This window comes from Brevibacterium permense, assembly GCF_025506275.1.
Classification (GTDB): domain Bacteria; phylum Actinomycetota; class Actinomycetes; order Actinomycetales; family Brevibacteriaceae; genus Brevibacterium; species Brevibacterium permense_A.
In genome coordinates, this window is the sequence record NZ_QYCP01000089.1 from 42,595 (window position 1) to 62,682 (window position 20,088).

At 62.4% G+C, this 20,088-nt stretch carries 20 protein-coding genes, 1 tRNA gene and 1 pseudogene; 9 read left to right on the forward strand and 13 right to left on the reverse strand.

Annotation, left to right across the window (positions count from 1 at the left end):
- Positions 1–225 precede the first annotated feature (225 nt).
- The 7 genes from nusG to D3I60_RS10980 form a co-directional block, all read right to left on the reverse strand.
- Positions 226–1,074 (reverse strand): transcription termination/antitermination protein NusG, encoded by an 849-nt coding sequence (gene nusG, locus D3I60_RS10950; RefSeq protein ID WP_262776288.1) that lies wholly within the window; start codon positions 1,072–1,074, stop codon positions 226–228.
- Positions 1,075–1,156: 82 nt separating this feature from the next.
- Positions 1,157–1,435 carry a preprotein translocase subunit SecE gene (secE, locus tag D3I60_RS10955; protein WP_101547325.1) on the reverse strand — a complete coding sequence of 93 codons (279 nt, stop codon included), beginning with the start codon at positions 1,433–1,435 and terminating at the stop codon, positions 1,157–1,159.
- A 95-nt stretch (positions 1,436–1,530) separates the two neighbouring features.
- Positions 1,531–1,603, reverse strand: a tRNA-Trp gene (locus D3I60_RS10960).
- A 122-nt stretch (positions 1,604–1,725) separates the two neighbouring features.
- Complete coding sequence (locus D3I60_RS10965; RefSeq protein ID WP_262776290.1) at positions 1,726–3,375, reverse strand: metallophosphoesterase family protein; 1,650 nt, start codon at positions 3,373–3,375, stop codon at positions 1,726–1,728.
- 10 nt (positions 3,376–3,385) lie between these two features.
- Complete coding sequence (locus D3I60_RS10970; protein ID WP_262776292.1) at positions 3,386–4,495, reverse strand: UDP-N-acetylmuramate dehydrogenase; 1,110 nt, start codon at positions 4,493–4,495, stop codon at positions 3,386–3,388.
- Positions 4,492–4,935 carry a MaoC/PaaZ C-terminal domain-containing protein gene (locus D3I60_RS10975; RefSeq protein WP_262776294.1) on the reverse strand — a complete coding sequence of 148 codons (444 nt, stop codon included), beginning with the start codon at positions 4,933–4,935 and terminating at the stop codon, positions 4,492–4,494. The genes D3I60_RS10970 and D3I60_RS10975 overlap by 4 nt, the downstream gene beginning before the upstream one ends.
- Positions 4,932–5,381, reverse strand: a complete 450-nt coding sequence (locus D3I60_RS10980; protein ID WP_262776296.1) for a MaoC family dehydratase N-terminal domain-containing protein — start codon at positions 5,379–5,381, stop codon at positions 4,932–4,934. Before D3I60_RS10980 ends, D3I60_RS10975 begins: the two co-directional genes overlap by 4 nt.
- Before the next feature lie 184 nt (positions 5,382–5,565).
- On the opposite strand from D3I60_RS10980, the gene D3I60_RS10985 reads away from it, so the two are divergent.
- The 3 genes from D3I60_RS10985 to D3I60_RS10995 all read left to right on the forward strand — a co-directional run bounded on the left by D3I60_RS10985 (position 5,566) and on the right by D3I60_RS10995 (position 9,498).
- Positions 5,566–7,290: a biotin carboxylase gene (locus tag D3I60_RS10985; RefSeq protein WP_262776297.1), complete on the forward strand. Its 1,725-nt coding sequence runs from the start codon at positions 5,566–5,568 to the stop codon at positions 7,288–7,290.
- A gap of 151 nt (positions 7,291–7,441) precedes the next feature.
- Positions 7,442–8,698: a serine hydrolase domain-containing protein gene (locus D3I60_RS10990; RefSeq protein WP_262776299.1), complete on the forward strand. Its 1,257-nt coding sequence runs from the start codon at positions 7,442–7,444 to the stop codon at positions 8,696–8,698.
- 203 nt (positions 8,699–8,901) lie between these two features.
- Positions 8,902–9,498, forward strand: coding sequence for a hypothetical protein (locus tag D3I60_RS10995; RefSeq protein WP_262776301.1), 597 nt, complete (start codon positions 8,902–8,904; stop codon positions 9,496–9,498).
- A gap of 258 nt (positions 9,499–9,756) precedes the next feature.
- On the opposite strand, the gene D3I60_RS11000 is transcribed toward D3I60_RS10995, so the two are convergent.
- The 4 genes from D3I60_RS11000 to D3I60_RS11015 all read right to left on the reverse strand — a co-directional run bounded on the left by D3I60_RS11000 (position 9,757) and on the right by D3I60_RS11015 (position 13,355).
- The gene (locus tag D3I60_RS11000) at positions 9,757–10,155 is read right to left on the reverse strand and encodes a twin-arginine translocase subunit TatC (RefSeq protein ID WP_262776302.1); all 399 of its coding nucleotides are present in this window, start codon (positions 10,153–10,155) and stop codon (positions 9,757–9,759) included.
- Positions 10,156–10,515: 360 nt separating this feature from the next.
- Positions 10,516–11,475, reverse strand: a complete 960-nt coding sequence (locus D3I60_RS11005) for a squalene cyclase (RefSeq protein WP_262776303.1) — start codon at positions 11,473–11,475, stop codon at positions 10,516–10,518.
- 116 nt (positions 11,476–11,591) lie between these two features.
- Entirely contained in the window at positions 11,592–12,782 is a 1,191-nt protein-coding gene (locus tag D3I60_RS11010) for a M20 metallopeptidase family protein (RefSeq protein ID WP_262776415.1), read from the reverse strand.
- Positions 12,783–13,085: 303 nt separating this feature from the next.
- A complete protein-coding gene (locus D3I60_RS11015) occupies positions 13,086–13,355 on the reverse strand; it encodes a hypothetical protein (RefSeq protein ID WP_262776304.1) in 270 nt (89 codons plus the stop codon).
- 121 nt (positions 13,356–13,476) lie between these two features.
- Here D3I60_RS11015 and D3I60_RS11020 point away from each other — a divergent pair, with 121 nt between their 5' ends.
- Positions 13,477–13,746: an N-acetyltransferase gene (locus tag D3I60_RS11020; RefSeq protein WP_262776306.1), complete on the forward strand. Its 270-nt coding sequence runs from the start codon at positions 13,477–13,479 to the stop codon at positions 13,744–13,746.
- Positions 13,747–13,839: 93 nt separating this feature from the next.
- Here D3I60_RS11020 and D3I60_RS11025 read toward each other — a convergent pair whose 3' ends face one another.
- Positions 13,840–14,574: a GNAT family N-acetyltransferase gene (locus D3I60_RS11025; RefSeq protein WP_262776308.1), complete on the reverse strand. Its 735-nt coding sequence runs from the start codon at positions 14,572–14,574 to the stop codon at positions 13,840–13,842.
- A 364-nt stretch (positions 14,575–14,938) separates the two neighbouring features.
- Between D3I60_RS11025 and D3I60_RS11030 the strand changes: the two genes are divergently transcribed.
- From D3I60_RS11030 to D3I60_RS11040, 4 genes and pseudogenes are all read left to right on the forward strand, one after another.
- A protein-coding gene (locus D3I60_RS11030; protein ID WP_440588573.1) for an IS5 family transposase occupies positions 14,939–15,800 on the forward strand; the annotation gives its coding sequence in 2 pieces (ribosomal slippage) (positions 14,939–15,259 and positions 15,261–15,800; 861 coding nt in all).
- Positions 15,801–16,137: 337 nt separating this feature from the next.
- Positions 16,138–17,964, forward strand: a complete 1,827-nt coding sequence (locus tag D3I60_RS11035; RefSeq protein WP_262776309.1) for a glycosyltransferase — start codon at positions 16,138–16,140, stop codon at positions 17,962–17,964.
- Positions 17,965–18,126: 162 nt separating this feature from the next.
- Positions 18,127–18,237 (forward strand): annotated as a pseudogene (locus tag D3I60_RS19515) (transposase-like zinc-binding domain-containing protein); the annotation flags it as partial.
- 85 nt (positions 18,238–18,322) lie between these two features.
- Entirely contained in the window at positions 18,323–18,604 is a 282-nt protein-coding gene (locus D3I60_RS11040) for a hypothetical protein (protein WP_262776311.1), read from the forward strand.
- Positions 18,605–18,653: 49 nt separating this feature from the next.
- Here the strand turns inward: D3I60_RS11040 and D3I60_RS11045 are convergent, their stop codons facing one another.
- On the reverse strand, positions 18,654–19,547 hold the full coding sequence (locus D3I60_RS11045; protein ID WP_262776312.1) for a terminase large subunit domain-containing protein: 894 nt from the start codon (positions 19,545–19,547) through the stop codon (positions 18,654–18,656).
- A gap of 61 nt (positions 19,548–19,608) precedes the next feature.
- Here D3I60_RS11045 and D3I60_RS11050 point away from each other — a divergent pair, with 61 nt between their 5' ends.
- Entirely contained in the window at positions 19,609–19,911 is a 303-nt protein-coding gene (locus D3I60_RS11050; protein ID WP_262776314.1) for a hypothetical protein, read from the forward strand.
- Positions 19,912–20,088: the final 177 nt, after the last annotated feature.

The window sequence follows — 20,088 nt, forward strand, 5'->3', positions numbered from 1 at the left end:
CGGGACAACGTCGCCGGCGGATGTGACCGCCTCGGCGCCGTCGTTCAAGCGCGGGCCCGGATATCGCCCCGCAGACGGTTCGACGACTGCGCTCAGCCTTGATCGAGACAATCCCCTCGCCGAGGCGGCCGAGCCAGGGAGCGCGGGAACGCCGAAGGGGCCCGGAAATTTCCGGGCCCCTTCGGTCACGATCGCGCCGAGGCGATCAGTGAAACTATATGGCGATCAGAGCTTCGAGACCTGGTCGAAGCCGAGTTCGACGGGAACATCGCGTTCGAAGATCGACAGCAGCACGGTGAGCTTCTGCGATTCCGGACGGATCTCCTGGATCGTCGCGGGATGGCCCTCGAAGGAGCCCTCCTTGACGAGCACGGACTCGCCGACCTCGAACTCCACCTCGGTGATGGGCGCGGACTTCGCAGCAGCCTCGGCGGCGGGGCCTTCGGCAGCGGCGACTTCGGCCTGGCGCTCTTCGAAGATCGGGGCGAGCATCGAGAAGACCTCGTCGATCGACAGCGGAGTCGGGTCGTATGCGTTGCCCACGAACCCGGTGACACCCGGAGTGTGGCGGACGGCGCCCCACGACTCGTCGGTCAGTTCCATGCGCACGAGCACGTAGCCGGGGATGCGCACACGACGGACCTGCTTGCGCTGTCCGTTCTTGATCTCGACGACGTCTTCCATCGGCACCTGCGACTCGAAGATGAAATCTTCGAGGTTGAGGCTGACGGTGCGGTTCTCAAGGTTCTGCTTGACGCGGTTCTCGTAGCCTGCGTAGGAGTGGATGACGTACCAGTCACCCTCCTGCATGCGCAGCTCGGCCTTGAATTCTTCGGCCGGGTCGACCTCGTCGGCGTCGGCGACGTCTTCGGCAGCATCGTCCTGCTCGCCGTCGGCTGCGTCAGCGGTATCGGCTTCGCCAGCGGAGTCAGCGTCAGCGGACTCGACGGGGGCGGTCGCCTCGGCGTCGATGGCCGTCTCTTCGGTTTCGGGCACCACAGCGGCACCCGACTCCTCGGGAGTGACGTCCTGGGTCTCAGGGGTCTCCTGCTCAGGTGAGTTGGTATCCGACACCGATCAATTCCTCGCTTCGCGTTTTGTGATTCCCGGTAGGGAGTGAAGTTTGAGCTTGGGGTGGTTCACGGCTGAGGCCGTATCACCACAGGGGCCACAGCGGAGTTCCGCCGAACACCCAGCCGACGAGCTTGCCGAAGACCAGGTCGAGGCCCGTGACGAGAAGCATCATGAACAGGATGAAGCCCAATACGACGAGCGTGTAGTTGAGCAGCTGCTTCCGGGTCGGAGTGACGACCTTCTTGAGCTCTGCCACCACTTCGCGGAAGAACTGCAGGATTCGTCCGAAGAATCCGAGCTTCTTTGGACCGGAGGCACTGTTGGGTGCGCTGCCAGTCTGCTTTGCCGGTGTGTCGCTCACACATCCTCACTCGGTCGGTTTCGTTTGGCTTCACAATTGTTCGTGCCGGTCGAGGACGGCGCCTGGCCGATGAGACTTCGGCAGAGTCAACTGCGCAGGGGTGACAGGACTCGAACCTGCAACCTACGGTTTTGGAGACCGTTGCGCTACCAATTGCGCCACACCCCTCTGATCGGACTTGAGCGATCGTGTCGATCTCTGTGGTGTCCGACCACGAGAAACGAGCATACCGTGCTCGACCGTTGTTCGTCGAACCGAGTGTCGAAGCAATGTCTCGAACGTGTCGACGCTCACTCACCCACCGGTTCATCGACAGGCGGTTGGCCCACGAGGGGCCTGGGTTCGGGGAACCGCACCCAGGGATCGATCCGCACCTGTCTGTCGGGTGTGACGGTGATGATCTGCACGTCGATGGGGCGCTTCGTCTCATTGTCGACGCGGATGATGCTCAGTTCCGCGTTCATCTTCAGCGGTCCCGGTGTCAGGGCGTTCGCCAGTGCACCCCCGGTCGTCGAGCTGACGTATCGGGTTCCCGAACCGAAGTTCTCCGGTCCGACCCGTCGGTGCCAGTGTCCGCTGAGAGCGTAGTCGGCGCAGCCCGAGCGCAGGCTCGGTCCGCCGACGGCGGGATCGTGGATGAGCATGATGTCGAAATCGGCCTGGCAGGCTTCGTCGCGCAGCCGTTGCGCGTATTGGTCGGCGGTGAGGTCCGTCTCCAGCTGCGGACCGGACCCGAACACGGTCCGGCGCGGGTCGGCGGCACCGAAGAAGGTCACCCCGGCCATCTCTGCACTGGAGTCCTCGAGCACGTTCCACCCGCGGGCCCTCGCGTGCCGCGTCGTTTCCATGGAATCGTGGTTGCCTTTGACGATCATGCGCGGCAGCTTCTCCGGCAGTTCGTCGTCGACGACGTCGAGGCAGTAGTTCTCGGCCGAGGTGCCCGTCATGGAGATGTCTCCGCCGTCGATATAGGCATCGGCCCGACTCATCTCCGCCACCGCACCGACGACGCGGGCCATTCCGATATTGCAGTGGATGTCGGAGCCGTAGACGAACGTGGACACACCCTTCTGCCCTTCGCCCCCACCACTGTCGGCAGCGGGTGCGCCGACTCCGGCAGTCGGGATGAGTCCGCGATCGGTCCAGTTCCCGGTGATCGGGCGGTCGTTCCATTGCGCTCGCAGGGCTGCGAGCACCTCGTCGTAGAAGGCGTCGTTGTCGTCGGCGAAGTCCTGCACTGCGCCGAATGCGGTGTCGATGATTCCGCCGAGGCGGCCCGTGACCTGGGATCCGGCCAGTGGCGTGCCCTCGAACGCCGGATCGGCCGCGATCGGCTTCGGACGGTTGAGAACGACGGTGCCCAGTCCGGTGAGGACGAGCACGAGCACCAGTCCGATGCCGAGGAGTTCCTTGCCGACGAAGGCGCGGATGATGGTGTCGACCCGGGCGGGCCCGAGGAAGAGAGCCAGGCCGGCGAGTCCCCCGGTGATGATGCACACGGCCAGCGCCCATCGGGTGAGGATCTCCTGGCTGAGTCCGTCGATGACCTGGTCGATCTGCGCCTGTGGGGCCGAGAACAGAGAAGCGTAGGAGGCGATGTCGCCGCCGAGGGCGTCGACGGTTCCCCCGCCGGGATCCGCCACCTCCGCTGGATCGGCCGCAGGTCGCTCGTCGTCGCCGGTATCACCGGACACGGGGATCTCACCGATATCGACGTACAGTCCCAGGCCGAGGGGGATGACATCCTCTGCGGGGACGAGCAGTCTGCCCAGGGGGCCGAAGTCGACGGTGAGTCGGGAATCCGCGGTGATCCGGTACTGCGCCTCATGCGGGCCGAAGGTGAGATCGGCGCGCGAGGTGAACAGCGCCCAGGGCAGGGTCACAAGCGCAACTGCGGCCACGGTGATGACGAGTGCAGTGATTCTCCGTCGTGATGACACGGCCACCAGTCTAAGGACGTTTCCCGTCGTCGATGGAGCAGCCGATGAAGGTCGGTTCGGGTTCGAGGGTGATGTCGAAGGCGTCCTCGACGCCGGCGACGACGGTCGACGCGAGATCGATGACATCGGCCGTGCTCGCGTGTCCCCGATTCGTCAGCGCCAGGGTGTGCTTGGTCGACAGCGAAGCCAGTCCCTCACCGAGGCTGAAGCCCTTGGAGAATCCCGCGTGTTCGATCAGCCAGGCCGCTGAGGTCTTCGTCTTCCCTTCGATCTTCGCTCCGCTGAGCGGATCGGTCACCGGGTAGCGAGGAGCTTCGGCGGGCAGGATCTCGGCGTTCTCGACGATGGGGTTGGTGAAGAAGGATCCCGCCGACCAGGAGTCGTGGTCGGCTGCGTCGAGGACCATGCCCTTCGACCTGCGCAGCGCAATGACGTTCTCGCGCACCCGTGCGGCCGGGACGCGGCTGCCGATCTCGACGTCGAGAGTCGAGGCGAGCTGAGCGTAGCGCACCGGCAGCGACTCGTCGCTGCGCTGGAGGTCGAAGGTCACCGAGAGCACGACGAACTGCGGGGTTCCGGCCGCGATCTGGGCGCGCTTGAGCGCCGATGTGCGGTAGCCGAATTCGAGTTCGACTGCGGTGAGGTGGCGGATCTGACCGGCCACCCGGTCGAAGACCTCGACGGAGGAGATGAGCTCGCCGACCTCCGTGCCGTAGGCACCGACGTTCTGGATCGGGGTTGCACCGACCGACCCGGGGATCCCGGACAGTGCTTCGAGCCCGGACAGCCCCAGGTCGAGAGTGTGGGCGACGAAGGCGTCCCAGTCCTCCCCCGCTTCGGCGGTGACCCGGGTGTCGGTCGTCGTGGTCTGGGCCGTCTCCACTCCGGTGGTCCGGACCACGCAGACCGCACCGTCGAATCCGGCATCGGCGATGAGCAGATTCGATCCGCCGCCGATGAACAAGACGCGGGACCGTTCCTGACCGCTGAGTTCGAGCGGGTGGGCGGCGCAGAAGTCGAGCAGTTCGTCTCGGGTGTTCGCGACAGTGACCTGCGGGGCCGGTCCGCCGAGGCGGAAGGTGGTGAAGCCGGAGAGTTCCTGCGGGTGGGCTTCGGTCACGCCGAGATCCGAACCTGCGTGCGGCTGAGGACATCGGCCTCGCCGGACTTCACGGAGATGTCGATGCGGGCCGTGCCGACAGCGGAGTCGACGGCACCGACGGTGGCGGTGAGCTTGAGCGAGGTCGTCGGGGTCGCCGGTGATCCGGTATCGGCGTCAGGGACAACGACGGGGGCGGAGAAGCGGGTCCGGTAATCGACGATCGCGCCGGGGTCGCCGAGCCATTCGGCCACCGGAGCGATGACCGCCGCCATCGAGAGCATCCCGTGGGCGATGACATCGTCGAGGCCGACCTCGCGGGCAAAGCGTTCGTTCCAGTGGATCGGATTGTGATCGCCCGAGGCTGCAGCATAGTCGACGAGGGAGGCACGCGACAGTGGGATCTCGGACTCCACGACGGTGTCTCCGATGGTCAGTGTGGAGAAGTCGATGGCGCTCATTCTCCGTCTCCTCTCACGACGATGGTCGAGGTCACGGAGACGACGGGCTGCTCCGCGGCATCGGTGATCTCGGTGCGGGTGGTGATCATGGCGTTGCTGCCGGCGGCCCGGACTCCGTCGACGTGGGTGACGGCGGACAGGGAGTCACCTGCGACGATGGGACGGGTGAACGAGAACTGTTCGGAGCCGTGGACGACCTTCGAGAAGTCGATGCCCGAATCCGGGTCGGAGATATAGGCAGCTTCCGATTTCTGCGCGATGATCACGGCGAAGGTGGTCGGGGCGACGACGTCGCGGTAGCCCAGCGCGGTGGCCGCCTCGGCGTCGAAATGGTAATCGGCCTTCGCTCCGGTGGCGAGCGCGAATTCCACGATCGCCTCCCTGGAGACCTCATAGGGCTGAAGCAGGGAGAACGTGGCCCCCTGCTTCTCCGTATTCACCGGCATATGCGCTCTCTCTTCCACTGGGGTCGGTATCGACACCAGCCTAAAGCACGGCTTCAGGATGAGGCTCACCGGCGAAGAATTGATCGCGCGTTCGTATCCGGTTCACACAATTGCTCCACCATCGGTCTCATGGCTTCGAAACTGGTATATGTTGTCCACATCACATTCGGTAAGGAGTAGTGCGATGACGAACGAATCCCCGGGGGCTGACCCGAAGAGCCACGAGGCACAGACGGTGGCCTCCGGAGCACGAGTCAAAGACGCAGTCGCGGTCCCCTCACCGCACGCACCTGGTCCCGGCGCCCCCGCTGCGCCCGCACCGGCAGCCGCCGGTCCTGATCCGGCACCGGCGCCCGCCGACGTCGACCCGCCGCAGGTCGAAGTGGCAGTGGCCACCGACGCCGCCTACGCCGGCAGAGAAGCCGACAGAGTCCAACTGCGTCGACCGCTGCGCAACATCTCCGAGGTCCGGCACTTCTTCCGCACGAATCAGACCCCGATCTTCTTCGTCGGAGCCACTCCGTTCAACCTGCTCGGTCTCGACCGGTGGGTGCGCAACTTCTCGTACATCACCTACTACGACGGCTGGGACGGCGGACATCCGCGTGTCTTCTCCCCGCGCTACAAGCCCTATGTCGAGTTCGAATCGGGCGAGGCGATCAACAATTGGCTGCTCCTCAACGCCGAGGTGCGTGCCCATATGACGCGCAACGTCCCTCATGGTGAGCGAGTCAAGGTCGCGATGGTCTTCTTCGATGAGGAGACCGAGCGGATCTGCCGAGAGCTCGGTTACGACCTCATCCTGCCGTCGGCAGCCCTGCGCAATCAGCTCGATTCGAAGATCGAGACGACGAAGCTCGGCAATGAGGCCGGTGCGTTCTCCGTCCCGAACGTGCTGACCACCGCTGACACCTATGAAGAGCTCAAGGAGCGAGCCGCCGAGGAAGGGCTGGGCACGGATCTCGTCGTGCAGACTCCGTATGGCGATTCCGGGAAGACGACGTTCTTCATTTCCGATGCCTCGGGCTGGGAGGCGCATAAGGACGACATCATCGGCGAGCAGCTGAAGGTGATGAAGCGGATCAACAACACTCCGGTCGCCGTCGAGGCGGTCATTACTTCCAGTGGTGTCGTCGTCGGTCCGTATCTGACAGAGCTGGCCGGCTTCGCCGAGCTCACCCCATACAAGGGCGGCTGGTGCGGAAACGAGATGAAACCCGATGTGCTCAACGCAGAGCAGCGGGCGCAGACCCGTGAGCTCGTGCGCAAGATGGGCGAAGGTCTGCGCAAACGCGGCTATCGCGGGTTCTTCGAAGTCGATGTCCTCGTCGATCTCGATAACGACGACTGCTACCTCGGTGAGCTCAATCCGCGCATCTCCGGGGCCTCAGCGATCACGAACGTCACGGCAGGCGCCTATGCCGATGTGCCTCTGTTCCTGTTCCACCTGCTCGAATACCTCGACGTCGAATTCGACCTCGACGTCACCGAGATCAACGAGCGGTGGGAGGAGCTCTCCGGCGCCGACGAGTGGAGCCAGATGATCATCAAGGAGACGGCTCCGATCACCGAGTACATCACGCATTCCCCGCTGACCGGTCAGTACTATCTCGACCAGTACGGGACGCTGACGTACAAACGTGCGGCACTCGACTGGCACCCCCTGCAGAACGGCAGCGAGGTGTTCTACCTGCGTATCTTCGGGGCCGGAGACTACCGGTGGAAGGGCGCGGACCTCGGGGTCCTGGTGACGAAGAATCCGCTGCAGACGAACGTCGGCGGACCCGATGCGCTGAGCATCCGGGCCAAGCACTTCATCGATTCGATCAGGGCGATGTACGCCGGAGTTCCGGTCGTCGCCGACGATCCGGCGCCGGCCCTCGGCGGGCCCGGAGCCAAAGGCGACTGAGCCCGGCACCGCTCCCTTATACGCGAAGGGCAGACATACGCGAAACGCGGAGCCGCCTCGGTGATAATCTCAACACGACCCGAGGCGGCTCCCAGCTGCCGCCCGCGGAGCCGTTCCGCGGACAGATTGATGCGAGAATCAGAGGTGAAGAGTGATCGAACCGTCACCGGAACAGACCGCGGCCACTCCCCCGCCGGACCAGCCCGTGACCCCATCGGCTCCCGTCGATCCGGCGGCCGGAATCGACCGGGACAACTGGCAGGATCCCGACAATGTGCGCTGGTCGTTCCAGAACGTCGCACGGGTCCTTCCCACGACGCCGATCTCTCGGGGCACCGGTCCGGTGGCCGAGCTGCCTGCCGATCCGCAGGATCTCGGCGAGGTCGAGGTTCCCGCGACGGAGTACTCGGAGGCCCGCAGCGTCCGCAGCGTCATCGAATCCACCGACACGGATGCCTGGTTGCTCATGCACAACGGGACCGTGCTCACCGAGGAGTACTTCGGGGAGATGACCGCGTCGACCGAGCATCTGCTCATGTCGGTGTCCAAATCGCTCGTCGGCACTGTCGCCGGGGTTCTCGCCGGTTCGGGGGACCTCGACCCGAACCGCCTCGTCTCCGACTATGTGCCCGAACTCGCCGAGTCCGGCTACGCCGGTGCAACCGTGCGCCATGTCCTTGATATGCGTTCGGGCATCCGCTTCTCCGAGGACTACCTCGACCCGAAGTCCGAGGTCCGGCAGATCGAAGAGTCGATCGGCTGGTCCGAGGCGAAGCGGGAGAACCCGGGCATCGGCATGTACGAGTTCCTCACCACCCTGGAGGCGAAGTCCGGGCACGGCGGGGTCTTCGAATACCGGTCGTGCGAGACCGATGTGCTCGGATGGGTGTGCGAGAAGATCGCCGGCGAGCGCATGCAGTCGCTCATGTCGCGGGTGCTGTGGTCTCGGATCGGCGCCGAACAGGACGCGATCATCGCCACTGACCAGTACGGGGTCGGCATGTTCGACGGCGGAATCAATACTACTCTGCGTGATCTCGCCCGATTCGGCTACGTCTACACCAACCGCGGGCAGTCGCTGACCGGACAGCAGGTGGCGCCGACGACGTGGATCGGCGATACGCTGACCACCTCCGAGGATGTGCGTCAGGCGTTTGCCGATGGGCCCGGAGACAATCGAATGCCGGGCGGGGCGTATCACAACCAGTTCTGGTTCCCGTTCCCCGATTCTCATGCGTTCCTCGCCCTCGGCATCCACGGGCAGATGATCTATATGAACCCGGGTGCCAACGTCCTCGGCGTCAAGCTCTCGAGCTGGGGGCTGCCGCAGGATGCGACGAAGCTGTTCCCGACGATCCGCGCATTCGAGGCTCTCGCGAAGGCCGTCAACTCCCTCGCCGCGGAGTAGCCGGAGCCGGTCGCCGCGGAGCAGGTTGGATCCGGCTCCCTCCCGCCACCGGATTCGGGGCCATCTCCCGGTGCGGATGTGCCCGAATCGCCACAGGTGTCGCCGGATCCGCACACCGAACCCGGGTTCGCGGCAACCGACCGTGACAGAATCGTGGTGTATCGACAACGCTTGTGATCGCCAGAGCGCGAAGGAGAAACACGATGACCCCGATTCGCCGGTCCACCTGGATGCCCCACCTGCTGACGGTGGCCGCTGGAACCGTTCTCGCCTTGTCCTTGACCGCCTGCGGAGGCTCCGGAGGGGACAAGCCCGCCGAGGATCAGAAGTCCGAGGCCGCTCAGACCGAAGAAGGCGGATTCGGCGGAGGAGCCGTCGAATCGAAAGAGGCCGACGCCCCGGGATCCGAACCCGCCGAGGCGGAGCCGACAGACACGAAGTCCACCGACCCGTTCGCCGATGCCGCGAAGACGACGAACTGGGCCAGCGACGACGGGATGAAGATCGACAAGAAGGGCAACGGCATCGTGCCCGCATCGTCGATCGAGGCCGACCTCATCGACCTGTTCGAGAACAAGCTCGATTGGAAGGTCAAGGAAGCCAAGTGCGATTCCGATATGGAGCTGCGAGAGTGGTACGGCTTCAAATCGTGCCAGGTCACCGTCAAGGACAAGGACGCATACAAAGGAAGGAAGAAGTACTTCGGCACCGTGAAGATCGTCGATCACAAGGATCAGATGATCAAGTACGAACTCATGTTCCCCGGCATCGACAAGGAAGACTTCGACTTCAAGGACTGATCACCGAGGCGGCCCCTCCCCCGGTCATCGATTGGTTCCTGAGATTGCGACTGCACACTCATCGTCGCCCGTACGACCTTCGTCCGTGCGGGCGACGAATCGTCTCCGCGGATGTCCGGACGAACCGGTGATGACAAAGCTGCCGGCCGCCTCGGCGAGTGATCGGCTCTCCCCGTCCACGGCACGTTCGGAACGCTCCGTCGAACCCGGGGCCTCAGTCTCCGAGCTCCGGGCGCTGCCCGGTTCGTCCAGGGCCTCTCAGATGATCTGGCGCGGATCGTATCGTCGTGGATCAAGGGTTCTCCAGTCCTCGGCGCCGATAGATTCAGCGGCCCGAGACCGCGCTGTGTCGACCTGGGCACGGAGCAGGCGGGCGAACTCGCCGGGCTTCTGCGCGTAGTAGGTCAGCCCCTGTGGGCCGATGACGATTTCAGCGAGGAAGAGCAACGTCATCGGGGCCGCGTCGAAGAACATCGAGAGCACGTCGGCGGCCGGGGTGATCAGTGCGGCGAAGACCACGATGGCCACGATGGCTACTCGCCAGGCCTGCGCGATCGATCCCGCAGAGAGCAGGCCGATGAAGTTGAGGACGACGAGGAAGACCGGGAGGACGAAGGCGACGCCGGTGACGATGGCGTTCTCGGCATCGACGATCAAATCGACGTCCGGGTAGACCTCGAAGTCTCGGTGACCGATCCGCTGCCGGTCGAACTCGATTTCGTCGATCCCGCGGCCCCGGAGGTGCAGGCGGCCAGGGCCATGGTGCCGACGCCGGCGCCGACGAGCTCGAGGACTCCTCGTCGGCTGAAGAGGGTGCGGATGTCGAAGGAGGAGCCTTGGTCGACGACCTCCTCGTCGGGACGGTCGAGGAGTCTGCCTTCGTAGGCGGGTCCTTTGGGGTCCGGTTCGGGTACGAGAGCCGTGAGCTGTCCTGCCTTCGATGATGTGTGATGACACCATCGTGGTGACCGGCTCTGGCGTGGGACTGTGGCGTTTCTGGGCCGCGGCTGTGGATGCTCAGTCGGTTTGTGTTCCGTCCCACCAGTCGAGGACTCGCTGGGCCTGCAGGGTCACCCATTTCGAGGGTTCGCCGACCGGAGCGTCGGCATGGAACCAGACGTCGCCGTCGAGGCGATGGTCCTGAGTCCAGGTGCCGTCGGCGGAGCGTCTGTCCCTGATCATCCCGATTGCTTCCTCCATTCGCGGGTCCGGGGCGGTTCCGTCCGCGCTCGTCGATTCGCGGAAGTAGTCGAGTGCGGGCAGGATTCCGTAGAACCAGCGGCGGGGGTGGAACAGCGCGAGGGCACGACCGTCGAAAGGATCACCGGTGCTGCGCGTGCGGAATAGGTCCCGCGACAGCAGGTACTCCTCTCCCCTGGCTCGGGCCTCCTGCACACGTGCGGCGTCGTCCCTAGCCAGCTGGTAGTCGAGCAGCGCGACGAGGGCGTTGAGGGTGGAGTGGAACGACGAGACCTTCGAACCTTCGATCCATTCGCAGTTCCATCCGCCGTCGGACTGCTGGTGGCCCAGGAACCAGTCGACGATGCCGTCGACATCGGCGCCAAGCCACAGGCCATTCGACAGCGTCCAGGAATTGATGCACACGTCGACCTCACCGCCCCAGTAGGGCAGGTTCTCATATTCCCAGCGTGCGGATTCGAGTTTCTCTGCCGTTCCCTCCAACGCCGAGGCGGTCAGTCCCCAATCGCGCAGGTCCTTCAGAGCCCACGTCGTCGCCGTCCACGGCTGTGATCCGTCGTCGTCGAATGCGAAGTCGGAGGGGAAGAAAGCGCCGCCTGCCCATTGTCCGTCCGGGTCTTGATGGGCCAGCAGCTCTGCGCCGAAGCCTTCGTGTTCCACGCGTGCGCGGGTCTCCTGCCAGGCCGTCTCCTCTGCTCCGAGCAGGTCACGTTCGACCTGCCAGCGCAGGGCCGGGTCCGAGTCGAGGAGCCAGTCGGACAGTTCTGTGCTGATCATCGTCGATCTCCCACTTCGGTCGAACAGTCACTTCGAGAGTAGGCGCCGAATCGGCTGATGACCATACCCCGGCCCGTGGAAGTGGGATGAACCAGTTGTCGTCGGCCTCGCTGTGATCATCCGCGCAGTGACCGCTCCCAGGCCAGGGTTGCGAGCGCCGCAGCCTGGTCGGGCAGGTGCGCATCGTCGAACTGGACTTCCGGCGAGTGGTTCGTCGCCGCCGACCTCGGATCGATGCCTTCGGGTGTCACGAAGAAGAACACGAAAGCACCGGGCACCTGCTCGAGCACAAAGGAGAAATCCTCGGACCCCATGAGCGGGTCCGGCACCTGCAGTGCCCGCTCGGCACCGAAACGATCGGCCAGCACTCTCAGGGCGAAGTCAGCTTCGCCGCCGTCGTTCACCGTGACGGGATACTGCTCGGTCCACACCACCTCGGCCGTGCACCCGTGTGCGGCCGCAATCGACTCCGCCAACTGTGTGGCCCGCTCGGGGAACCTTCGCGTCGACTCGTGGGAGAGCGTGCGGACCGAGGCTCCGAGCTTCGCCGAGGCGGGGATGACATTGACGGCCTCCCCTGCTTCCAACTGCGTCACTTGGGCGACGATGGGGTCGAACACGCTGAATGATCCGGTGACCATCGATTGCAGCGCCTGTCCGAGTTCGAGAATCGGACGCACCGGGTCGTCAGCATCTTCCGGTCGCGAGCTGTGACCTCCGCTGCCGTGCATCGTCACGTGCAGCGTATTCGCCCCGGCCATGATCGTGCCCGGTCTGGTCACGAAGGTTCCCGGCGCCCCCGGTGCCACATGGATCGCGTAAGCCGCATCGGGCTTCTGGCCGATGGTGTCGAACATTCCTTCTTCGAGCATGATCTTCGCCCCGCCCATTCCCTCCTCACCGGGCTGGAACATGAAGGCCACCGTGCCCTTCAGCTCGGACTGATGAGCGGACAGCAGCTTCGCGGCTCCGACGAGTCCTGAAACGTGGAGATCATGCCCGCAGGCATGCATGTTTCCATTCGTCGATGCGAAGTCGACTCCGGTCGCCTCGTCGACGGGCAGTGCGTCCATATCCCCGCGCAGGAGCACCGTCGGGCCGGGGAGCGCTCCGTGCAGGACGGCGATGATCGAGCTGAGCTCCTGTCCGAGCGTGATCTCAAGCGGCAGCCCTTCTAGGGCATCGAGGATCCGACGTTGGGTCTTCGGCAGATCGAGTCCTATTTCAGGGTCCCGGTGGAGGTCGCGGCGCAGTTCGCGCAGGTCATCGGCAAGTGCGTGGGCTTCGCTGGTGAAATCGAGAGTCATTGTGTGCTTCACTCGGCAAGAGTGGCACGGCCGGAAGGAGTCGCGCAATACCGTCTCGGGGAGTTCCCGAATACAGAAACTCCCCATCGGATTCATCATCCTGATGAGGGAGTTGATCGGTAGCGGGAGGGGGACTCGATCCCCCGACCTCACGATTCTAACTAGGTCGAAACTACGGCGGACAAGAAAGGCGGTGAAAGCAGACGAAAAGACCTTATGACCAGGGACAATACTCAATCTGAACGCGAGATCCACACGGCTACTGAAGTGCGCGATTCCAGGTTAAAACGTGTCATTTCCGTGTCACTTCCCCGGCCACCACACATCATCCTGCATCAGCCATACGCCGATCACCTGGACCCGACGATCCTTGAGCTCAACGAAGATCGCACCGTCGAATCCGAGGCGGGTCGCCGTACCGTCGAGCCACACTTCACCGTCACGCTCGAACACGACACGAGCACGCACCCGCATCGGCGGGCGATCCCGGTACGAACCGCGGGCGCCGGCGGCGTTGCGGATCTTCTGCCAGTAGCGCCACGTCGCAGTACCTTGGTCCTCGTATTCGATCATACGTTCTATTATGCGCCGGGTTTCGAGACGAATGGAGAAGAACTATTGAGCAGACGCGGTCCCCTGCTTAAAGTCTTCTTCCAAGCAGATCTTTGATAAATCCATAGGAGGAGTACGTCTCGTGTACACGATGCTCAACAACCAGGAAGCTTCAAAGTTCGACCTTTACTTGCCGGGCAGGCTGGTCGCTTCGCTGCACTACAAGATCGACGACGAAGCCAACGACGTCATGTTCGTCTACTGTGAAGCGATCGAGGACATCGACAAGGATGTCCACTGCCAGGAAATCATGAAACGGGCTCTGGAAGATGCTCGCGGCCGATGGCTGAAGGTGACTGTGACATGCCCGATCGCGCTCAAATATATGGAGAAGAACGCGGCTGAGAGCTGATGGGCTTCCCCTTTCCTCCACACATCTTCAAGAAACAGCCATGCTCCGCCCGCCTGGCTGGGTCTGAGAACATGGGGCAAGCCAAGGCTCAACTCAGAGTTGGATCGGATCTCGGAATCGCCGGACTCGGTCGACCTCCGCGAACCCCAGGCGACGGTAGATTCCTTCGCCCTCTGGCGATGCGGTGAGAACAGCGGTATGGGCACCTCGGTCTCTTGCGCATTCGATGCTTGCTTTAGTCATGGCGGCTCCGACACCCTGCCGCCGATAGTTTTCCACTGTGACCACATGTTCAATAGCGGCGACATCGCCGGCAAGCGCTATCGCACTACAGGCAATGGGCTGACCATGAACGTCTGCTAACAGATGGACGACTGTACGATCGGGCCCAATACCGAATGGAGCGATCGCACTCAGCAACCGATCACTCGGGCGGCTCCCAGTCCATACGCGAGCCCACTCTGCAAGATCAGCTTCGGTCTCAGCGACTCTTACCTGCATCCACGGCTGATAGTAGACGAGGTCAACTGCTGATCGCAGATCTGCCACCATCACAGGTTCCTCTTCTACGAAGAGAAGACCCCGCTCCTCTAGCTCGCGCTCGATGTTGTACTGAGGGTGGTTCGGCCAAGAATGCCAGAGTGTTGGCAGGCGTCCGAACACTTCGATCGTTCCGTCGATGCGCTTTGGAGTCGACCACAGAACCAAGTTGAGCTCTTCATGCTGTGCATTCGTTTTCACCCATGCAACACCAGGTGATTGCGACGATTGATGTGCCCTGATCTCATGAGTGCGCATGAGGAGCTCTGGAATATTATGACTTGCCATCAGATGGGTGCCCCTCAGTTACTGCAGATTGCCGAAGGTAGCTGCCAAGGATTTCAACTAAGCCCTCGACTCCCAGCTACGCTCGCTATAATCGTCGCCCAAGCCTACCGCAGGAGCGAGCCATGGAACTGGTTCGGTAAGGCAACGACAAGTGCACTCTCCGCAACGGTGCCACGACCGCCTATCGCGTCGCGATCACCGGGGATGTAACCAAAGACGTCAACGTACTCGAAGTGATTCCAGGCCTACATCTCCAGTTCGAACTAGGGCGTGTCTCCTCTATTGGCCATTCCAGGACTGCCACGGTGGAGGCGTAACTACACAGCAACGACACCGAGTATTCACCGATGAGCGGTGGGCGAGGATCGAACCACTCCTGCCCTCGGACGTCGGAAAGAGAGCCCGTCCGTATGAGAACAACCGTCGAATCGTCGAAGGAAACGTCTACCGCTACCGGGCCGGTATCGCTTGGCGCGACCTGCCCCGTGAGCAGTTCGGGCCCTGGCAGACGGTATGGAAACGCCACCGCCGCTACGCCGCCGACGGCACCTGGGACCGAGTGGTGGCCCAGGTGCTTTCCGATGCTGATGCTGCCGGTGACATCGATTGGAATGTCTCCATCGACGGCACCATCAACCGTGCTCACCAGCACGCAACGAACACGACGCGCCCTGACCAGGACACAGGGGGCTACATCGAACTACAAGAATCTGCCTGATTCGGAGTGCGAGCCGGCGGGGCACAGCATCGGTCGTTCGCGTGGTGGGCTGACGACGAAGATCCACCATGCCGTCGACGGTAAAGGTCGACCTTTGGCTGTCGTGGTCACTGGCGGACAGCGCCATGACGGGGTGATCCTGCCGCAGGTGATGGCTGATATCCGAGTACCGCGGGCTGGTGGTGGTCGTCCCCGCACATGTCCGGACGCCGTTCTGGCGGATCGAGCTTACGAGTCCAAAGGCAACCGCGAATACCTGCGTTCTCGCGGCATCCGGGCGGTGATCCTGGAGGAGAAAGACCAGATCGCTACAAGGAAGAAGCGCGGCAGCAAAGGTGGACGACCGCCGGCGTTCGACGCCGGTGTCTCTCGGAGGCGCGATGCCGTTGAGCGTTCGTTTGCCAACGTCAAGCAGTGGCGAGGGTTAGCGACGAGGTATGACAAGCTCGCCATCACCTATCGAGCAGCCGTCGTGATCAGCGCGATCCTGACATCGCTCCGCCACTAAAGGAGACATGCCCTAGCTCCACCCGCCCAGAGGAAGACGGGCGGGTTGCAGGTGACCTGGGAGAAAAGCAGGTGCTCGATTTCAAGCTTCAGTGAACTCTCGCATTGAGACGACTTGAGACCACACCGAGGATAACGCCGAATGCAGCTTGTACAGCTTCCTAGTAGAGCGAGCACCATCAATTGTCCGACCCGCCATCGCGATGCGCGCAGTACGCGCAGTATGCGCAGTATGCGCACATAACGATTTCATCAACACTCCTGTGTTGGGCCAGCGATCACGTGGAATACCCGTATGGTTTCGGAATCCCCCTCGCAGATCTCCAGTTGGAGAGTGAATGAACCGCACCCCCTCACCCGCGCTTCCTGACCTACCGTTCTACACATTGACCTGGGCAGTGGGTGAACAGTATGGCGGCATTACGATGGCTGCGTTGCAGCGCACCTTTTCTTTTGCTGAGATCACGGGCAGGAAGATGGAGTTCCTCACGGTGGATCCGTTGATGGATCCGAAGCTCCGCAGGCAGCAGCTGATGAAGGCTGGCCGAATATCGAAGCTAGTGGTCATTCGGAACATGTGGGACGAACTCCGCAAAATGCGCGGGAAAGACCTCCGCAAACTACGCGGAAATGTTGATGCCCAGCTCGAGGTCGATACTAGCTCACTACTCAATCGAAGTTCCAAAGAACTACTTCTCGACCGAACCGACGACGATGGAAAGACCTGCGGCACCGACTACTTTCGGTGCAACGGGACTGTGGTGGTGTCCAATCAACGAATGATTGGCAACGACGGGAAACGAGTCCAACGGTTCACTTTGTTTTCGAAGAGAGGCAAGCAACTCGCACAGTGGTCGAATCTGTCTGAGCTGTACTTCGCATGGCTCGACTTTGTGATCAAAGACAGGGAGTCGGTTCTCATCTTGGACTCGCCTGGCATTGGCTCGCGCATGCGCTTCTATGAACGTAAGAACGTAGTGAGAGCCCAGGTACTCCACAACTACCACCTGGCGGATCCGATCGGAGCGATCGACAGTTCGATCTCGCCCCGGTACAAGAACATCATCGTCAACTCCGACCGGTATGAAGTCATTGGCGTACTCACCGAAGACCAGCGAAGAGACCTGGACACGACCCAATTGAACCCAGGCAATCTCGCTGTTCTCTCAAACATGTATCAAGGCGAGGTGGTCGAAGATCCCCAGCCGAGGCCAAAATATGCCGGTGTCCAACTCAGCCGTTTGACCGCGCAGAAACGAATTGACCACACTATCCGGGCTGTAGCGACATCGAACAACGCCACCGTCGATATCTACGGGTTCGCCTACGATGAGCGTGACGAGCAGAAACTCCACAAACTTATTGAATCTCTGGGTGTCAGTGACAGAGTCCGACTCCAGGGTTATGACTCAATGGCTCGGGAGCATTTCAAAGAGGCGTCGTTCAGTCTTTTGCCGAGCCTGTATGAGGGTCAAGGTCTCGTCCTCATCGAAAGCATGGCTGCGGGGTGCATCCCGATCGCCTATGACATCCGTTACGGGCCGTCTTCCATCATTGACCACGGTGTTAATGGGTTCCTTGTTCCAGGTGGTGATGTTGACGCGCTAGCAGCCACCATCGACCACGTCACAAGTCTTGACGACGAAACACTGATCCGAATGCGTCGTGCCGGGGTTGCCCGGGCGCGGGAGTACCTGCCCACCAGCATGGTGCCGAAATGGGGAGATGTACTGCGGGGCGCTCTCAACGCGAAGCGGAACAGCACGGAGCATGTCGCAACTGCTTCTGCGCTCGAGGCGAAGTCGACGGCTGAAGGACTCCGTATTGTTGCTGAGATTGAGGATGGAGACGTTTTGCCCGATTGGGCAGCTATCGCTTGGAAGTCGCGTACTCACGACTTATATGGTCGCGTGGCCGCCGCGATTAGTTCCCAAGATGGTCGAGTCTCCGTTGAGTCGTTCATTCCGTCGGATCGGTTGCTCAGCTTGCAAGCTAACATTTTTGACTTCTACGTTGACGCGCGTTTTCTCGGGAAGTTGACCCGTATGCGGATAACAGTTCCAGTGGATAGTGTTCTTGAGGTCAGTGACGCTCTGGCGCCATACGCGACGATTAGCTCGAACCTCAGCGTCAAGGCTCATGCGCAGGAGGATGCGAAGCTCTGAATCGGACCGTAAGCCGAACTAGAAAATGGCCCCACCGCGATTGGCGGTGGGGCCATTCTTGACCTAGTACGGGTTATAGGCAAAAAGTGTGTACGGGATGGGCCTCGTTCCCAACAAGCGGTAGGACACGGACAGGTCGAACATGCTCTGGAGGCATGTTCAGTGTCCAATCCCAGGAATCACCCCGTCTGTGGTGTATGCGCCTACAAACTCGTCAAGAACGGCACGACCAGTTCCGGTCGCACACGATGGCGATGCAAACACTGTGGTGCTTCAACCACCCAGTCCAGGCCCGACACGACGAGAAAGGCCGACTTCGCCCGACACATCGCATGGCTGACCAGTCCTCAACTACGCGGTGACTTCGCCCCGCAGCACTCGCACCTTCACCCGCCGCACCCAATGGTGCTGGAACGTCCAACCAGCTCCACCGCGCAACGGCGGGATCCACGACCAGATCATGCTCGATGGCACCTACTTCAACGGCTGGTGCGTCCTCATCACCCACACCGAAACCCACGTCATCGACTGGCAATGGTGCGACCGCGAGAACACCGCGTCCTGGACAGCACTGCTGACCCGTATCCCAGCCCCGACAGTCGCGATCATCGACGGCACCCCCCCCTCAACGCCACAGTGAAGCAGCAGTGGCCTGACACGCGCATCCAACGCTGCTATTTCCATATCCGTCAGGCCGGGCACAAGCACTTAACCCGGCGCCCACGCCTGCCAGCGAACCGGGATCTGCTCCATCTGTACACGGCCCTGCCGACGATCCGGGACTCCCACTGGGCCAGGGTGCGTCCTCGGGCGGAGATCATGAACTCGCCGGGTTCACGGTCGAGAATGTCGGTCTCGCCCTGTTCTGGACGGTGGTCTGCTTGGGCGGGAATGTTGAGGAAGTCCCAGTCGGTGTCGGCTTCCGCGAGGAGGCGGCCAGCGAGGTCGTCGGCGTGCCACCGGGTGAGGATGATGATGACGGGTGCGCCGGGCGCGAGGCGGGACAAGGCGACGTCGGTCCACCATTCCCACGTTTTTTCGCGGATGGCGGGGCTGTCGGCTTGTTCGCGGCCTTTGATGGGGTCGTCGATGAGGAGGAGGTCGACTGGGCGGCCGGTCATAGCGCCGCCGACACCGGTGGAGAACATGCCGCCGTCGTGGCCGATGAGCTGCCATTCGCGTTGTGCTGACACGTCGTCGCGAATGGTGAGGCCGATGTCGGGGTTTTGGCGGATGTCGTCGCGGACTGCGCGGCCCCAGCGTTCGGCGATGCGGGCTTCGTAGGAGGCCATGGCGATGCGCAGGTCACGGTTTTGGGTGAGTGCCCAGAGTGGGAATCGGCGTGATGCGCGTTGGCTTTTGCCTTCCTGGGGTGGCATGGAGATGATGAGCCGCGAGTCTGGGGTGTTGAATGCTTCGACGAGTTTTTGGTCGATGAGTTCGAGTGCTGGGGTTTGTTTGGTGCGGTGGTCGAGGTGTTGTGCCATGGCGCCGGGGGTGTCCCAGACGGGTGTGTCGTCGGCGTTGTTGGCGTTGTGTGCTTCGAGTTTGTCTGCGAGCGCCGTCATCCAGTCGACGCTCATTGGTGCCTCCTCCTACGTTGGAAACATTCCGCAACGTAAACTCACGCAATAAACTGGCGAAATGGTCGATGAGCGACATGTTGATGACTGCACGGACGAAAAGCTGATGGAATCAGTGGTGCGACCGGCAGTCGAGCGCATCTTCAAACCCGGTGAGATCGACGATGCACGGCTGGTCCCAGATTCCATCGAACCGCGCAATTTGGTTTATCGAATTACTGTCGGTGACGAGGAGTTCGAGCCTCGGGTTCGTGAGCACGAGTTCGATCACACAGTTGAGTTTGTCGCGCAGCAGTTCTTTGACGATCTTCAGGACTATGTCGCTGAGTCTTCGTTCGCGTGGGGCGAGCTACGGGGCGAGTAAGCCACGTCTTCTAGTCAACGGACACGGCGCACTTCCATGAAGTTGATGCCGGTTTTGGGTGCGAGTTCCGGCAACTCGGCAACCGCAACGACCATCGGTAGCGAACGCCCGGCAGCTGGGGTTGGTTTGAGTGCCCCTCGGAGCCAGCAGCAACGCGTCTTCAACAAGGGGCGTGGG

Coding starts and splice junctions, on each gene's coding strand:
- D3I60_RS11005 (WP_262776303.1), bottom strand. CDS start 11,475: ATGATCAGCACAGAACTGTCCGACTGGCTCCTCGACTCGGACCCGGCC.
- D3I60_RS10975 (WP_262776294.1), bottom strand. CDS start 4,935: ATGAGCGCCATCGACTTCTCCACACTGACCATCGGAGACACCGTCGTG.
- D3I60_RS10980 (WP_262776296.1), bottom strand. CDS start 5,381: ATGCCGGTGAATACGGAGAAGCAGGGGGCCACGTTCTCCCTGCTTCAG.
- D3I60_RS11010 (WP_262776415.1), bottom strand. CDS start 12,782: ATGACTCTCGATTTCACCAGCGAAGCCCACGCACTTGCCGATGACCTG.
- D3I60_RS10985 (WP_262776297.1), top strand. CDS start 5,566: ATGACGAACGAATCCCCGGGGGCTGACCCGAAGAGCCACGAGGCACAG.
- D3I60_RS11015 (WP_262776304.1), bottom strand. CDS start 13,355: ATGATCGAATACGAGGACCAAGGTACTGCGACGTGGCGCTACTGGCAG.
- D3I60_RS11025 (WP_262776308.1), bottom strand. CDS start 14,574: ATGGCAAGTCATAATATTCCAGAGCTCCTCATGCGCACTCATGAGATC.
- D3I60_RS11035 (WP_262776309.1), top strand. CDS start 16,138: ATGAACCGCACCCCCTCACCCGCGCTTCCTGACCTACCGTTCTACACA.
- D3I60_RS10995 (WP_262776301.1), top strand. CDS start 8,902: ATGACCCCGATTCGCCGGTCCACCTGGATGCCCCACCTGCTGACGGTG.
- D3I60_RS11050 (WP_262776314.1), top strand. CDS start 19,609: ATGGTCGATGAGCGACATGTTGATGACTGCACGGACGAAAAGCTGATG.
- D3I60_RS11045 (WP_262776312.1), bottom strand. CDS start 19,547: ATGAGCGTCGACTGGATGACGGCGCTCGCAGACAAACTCGAAGCACAC.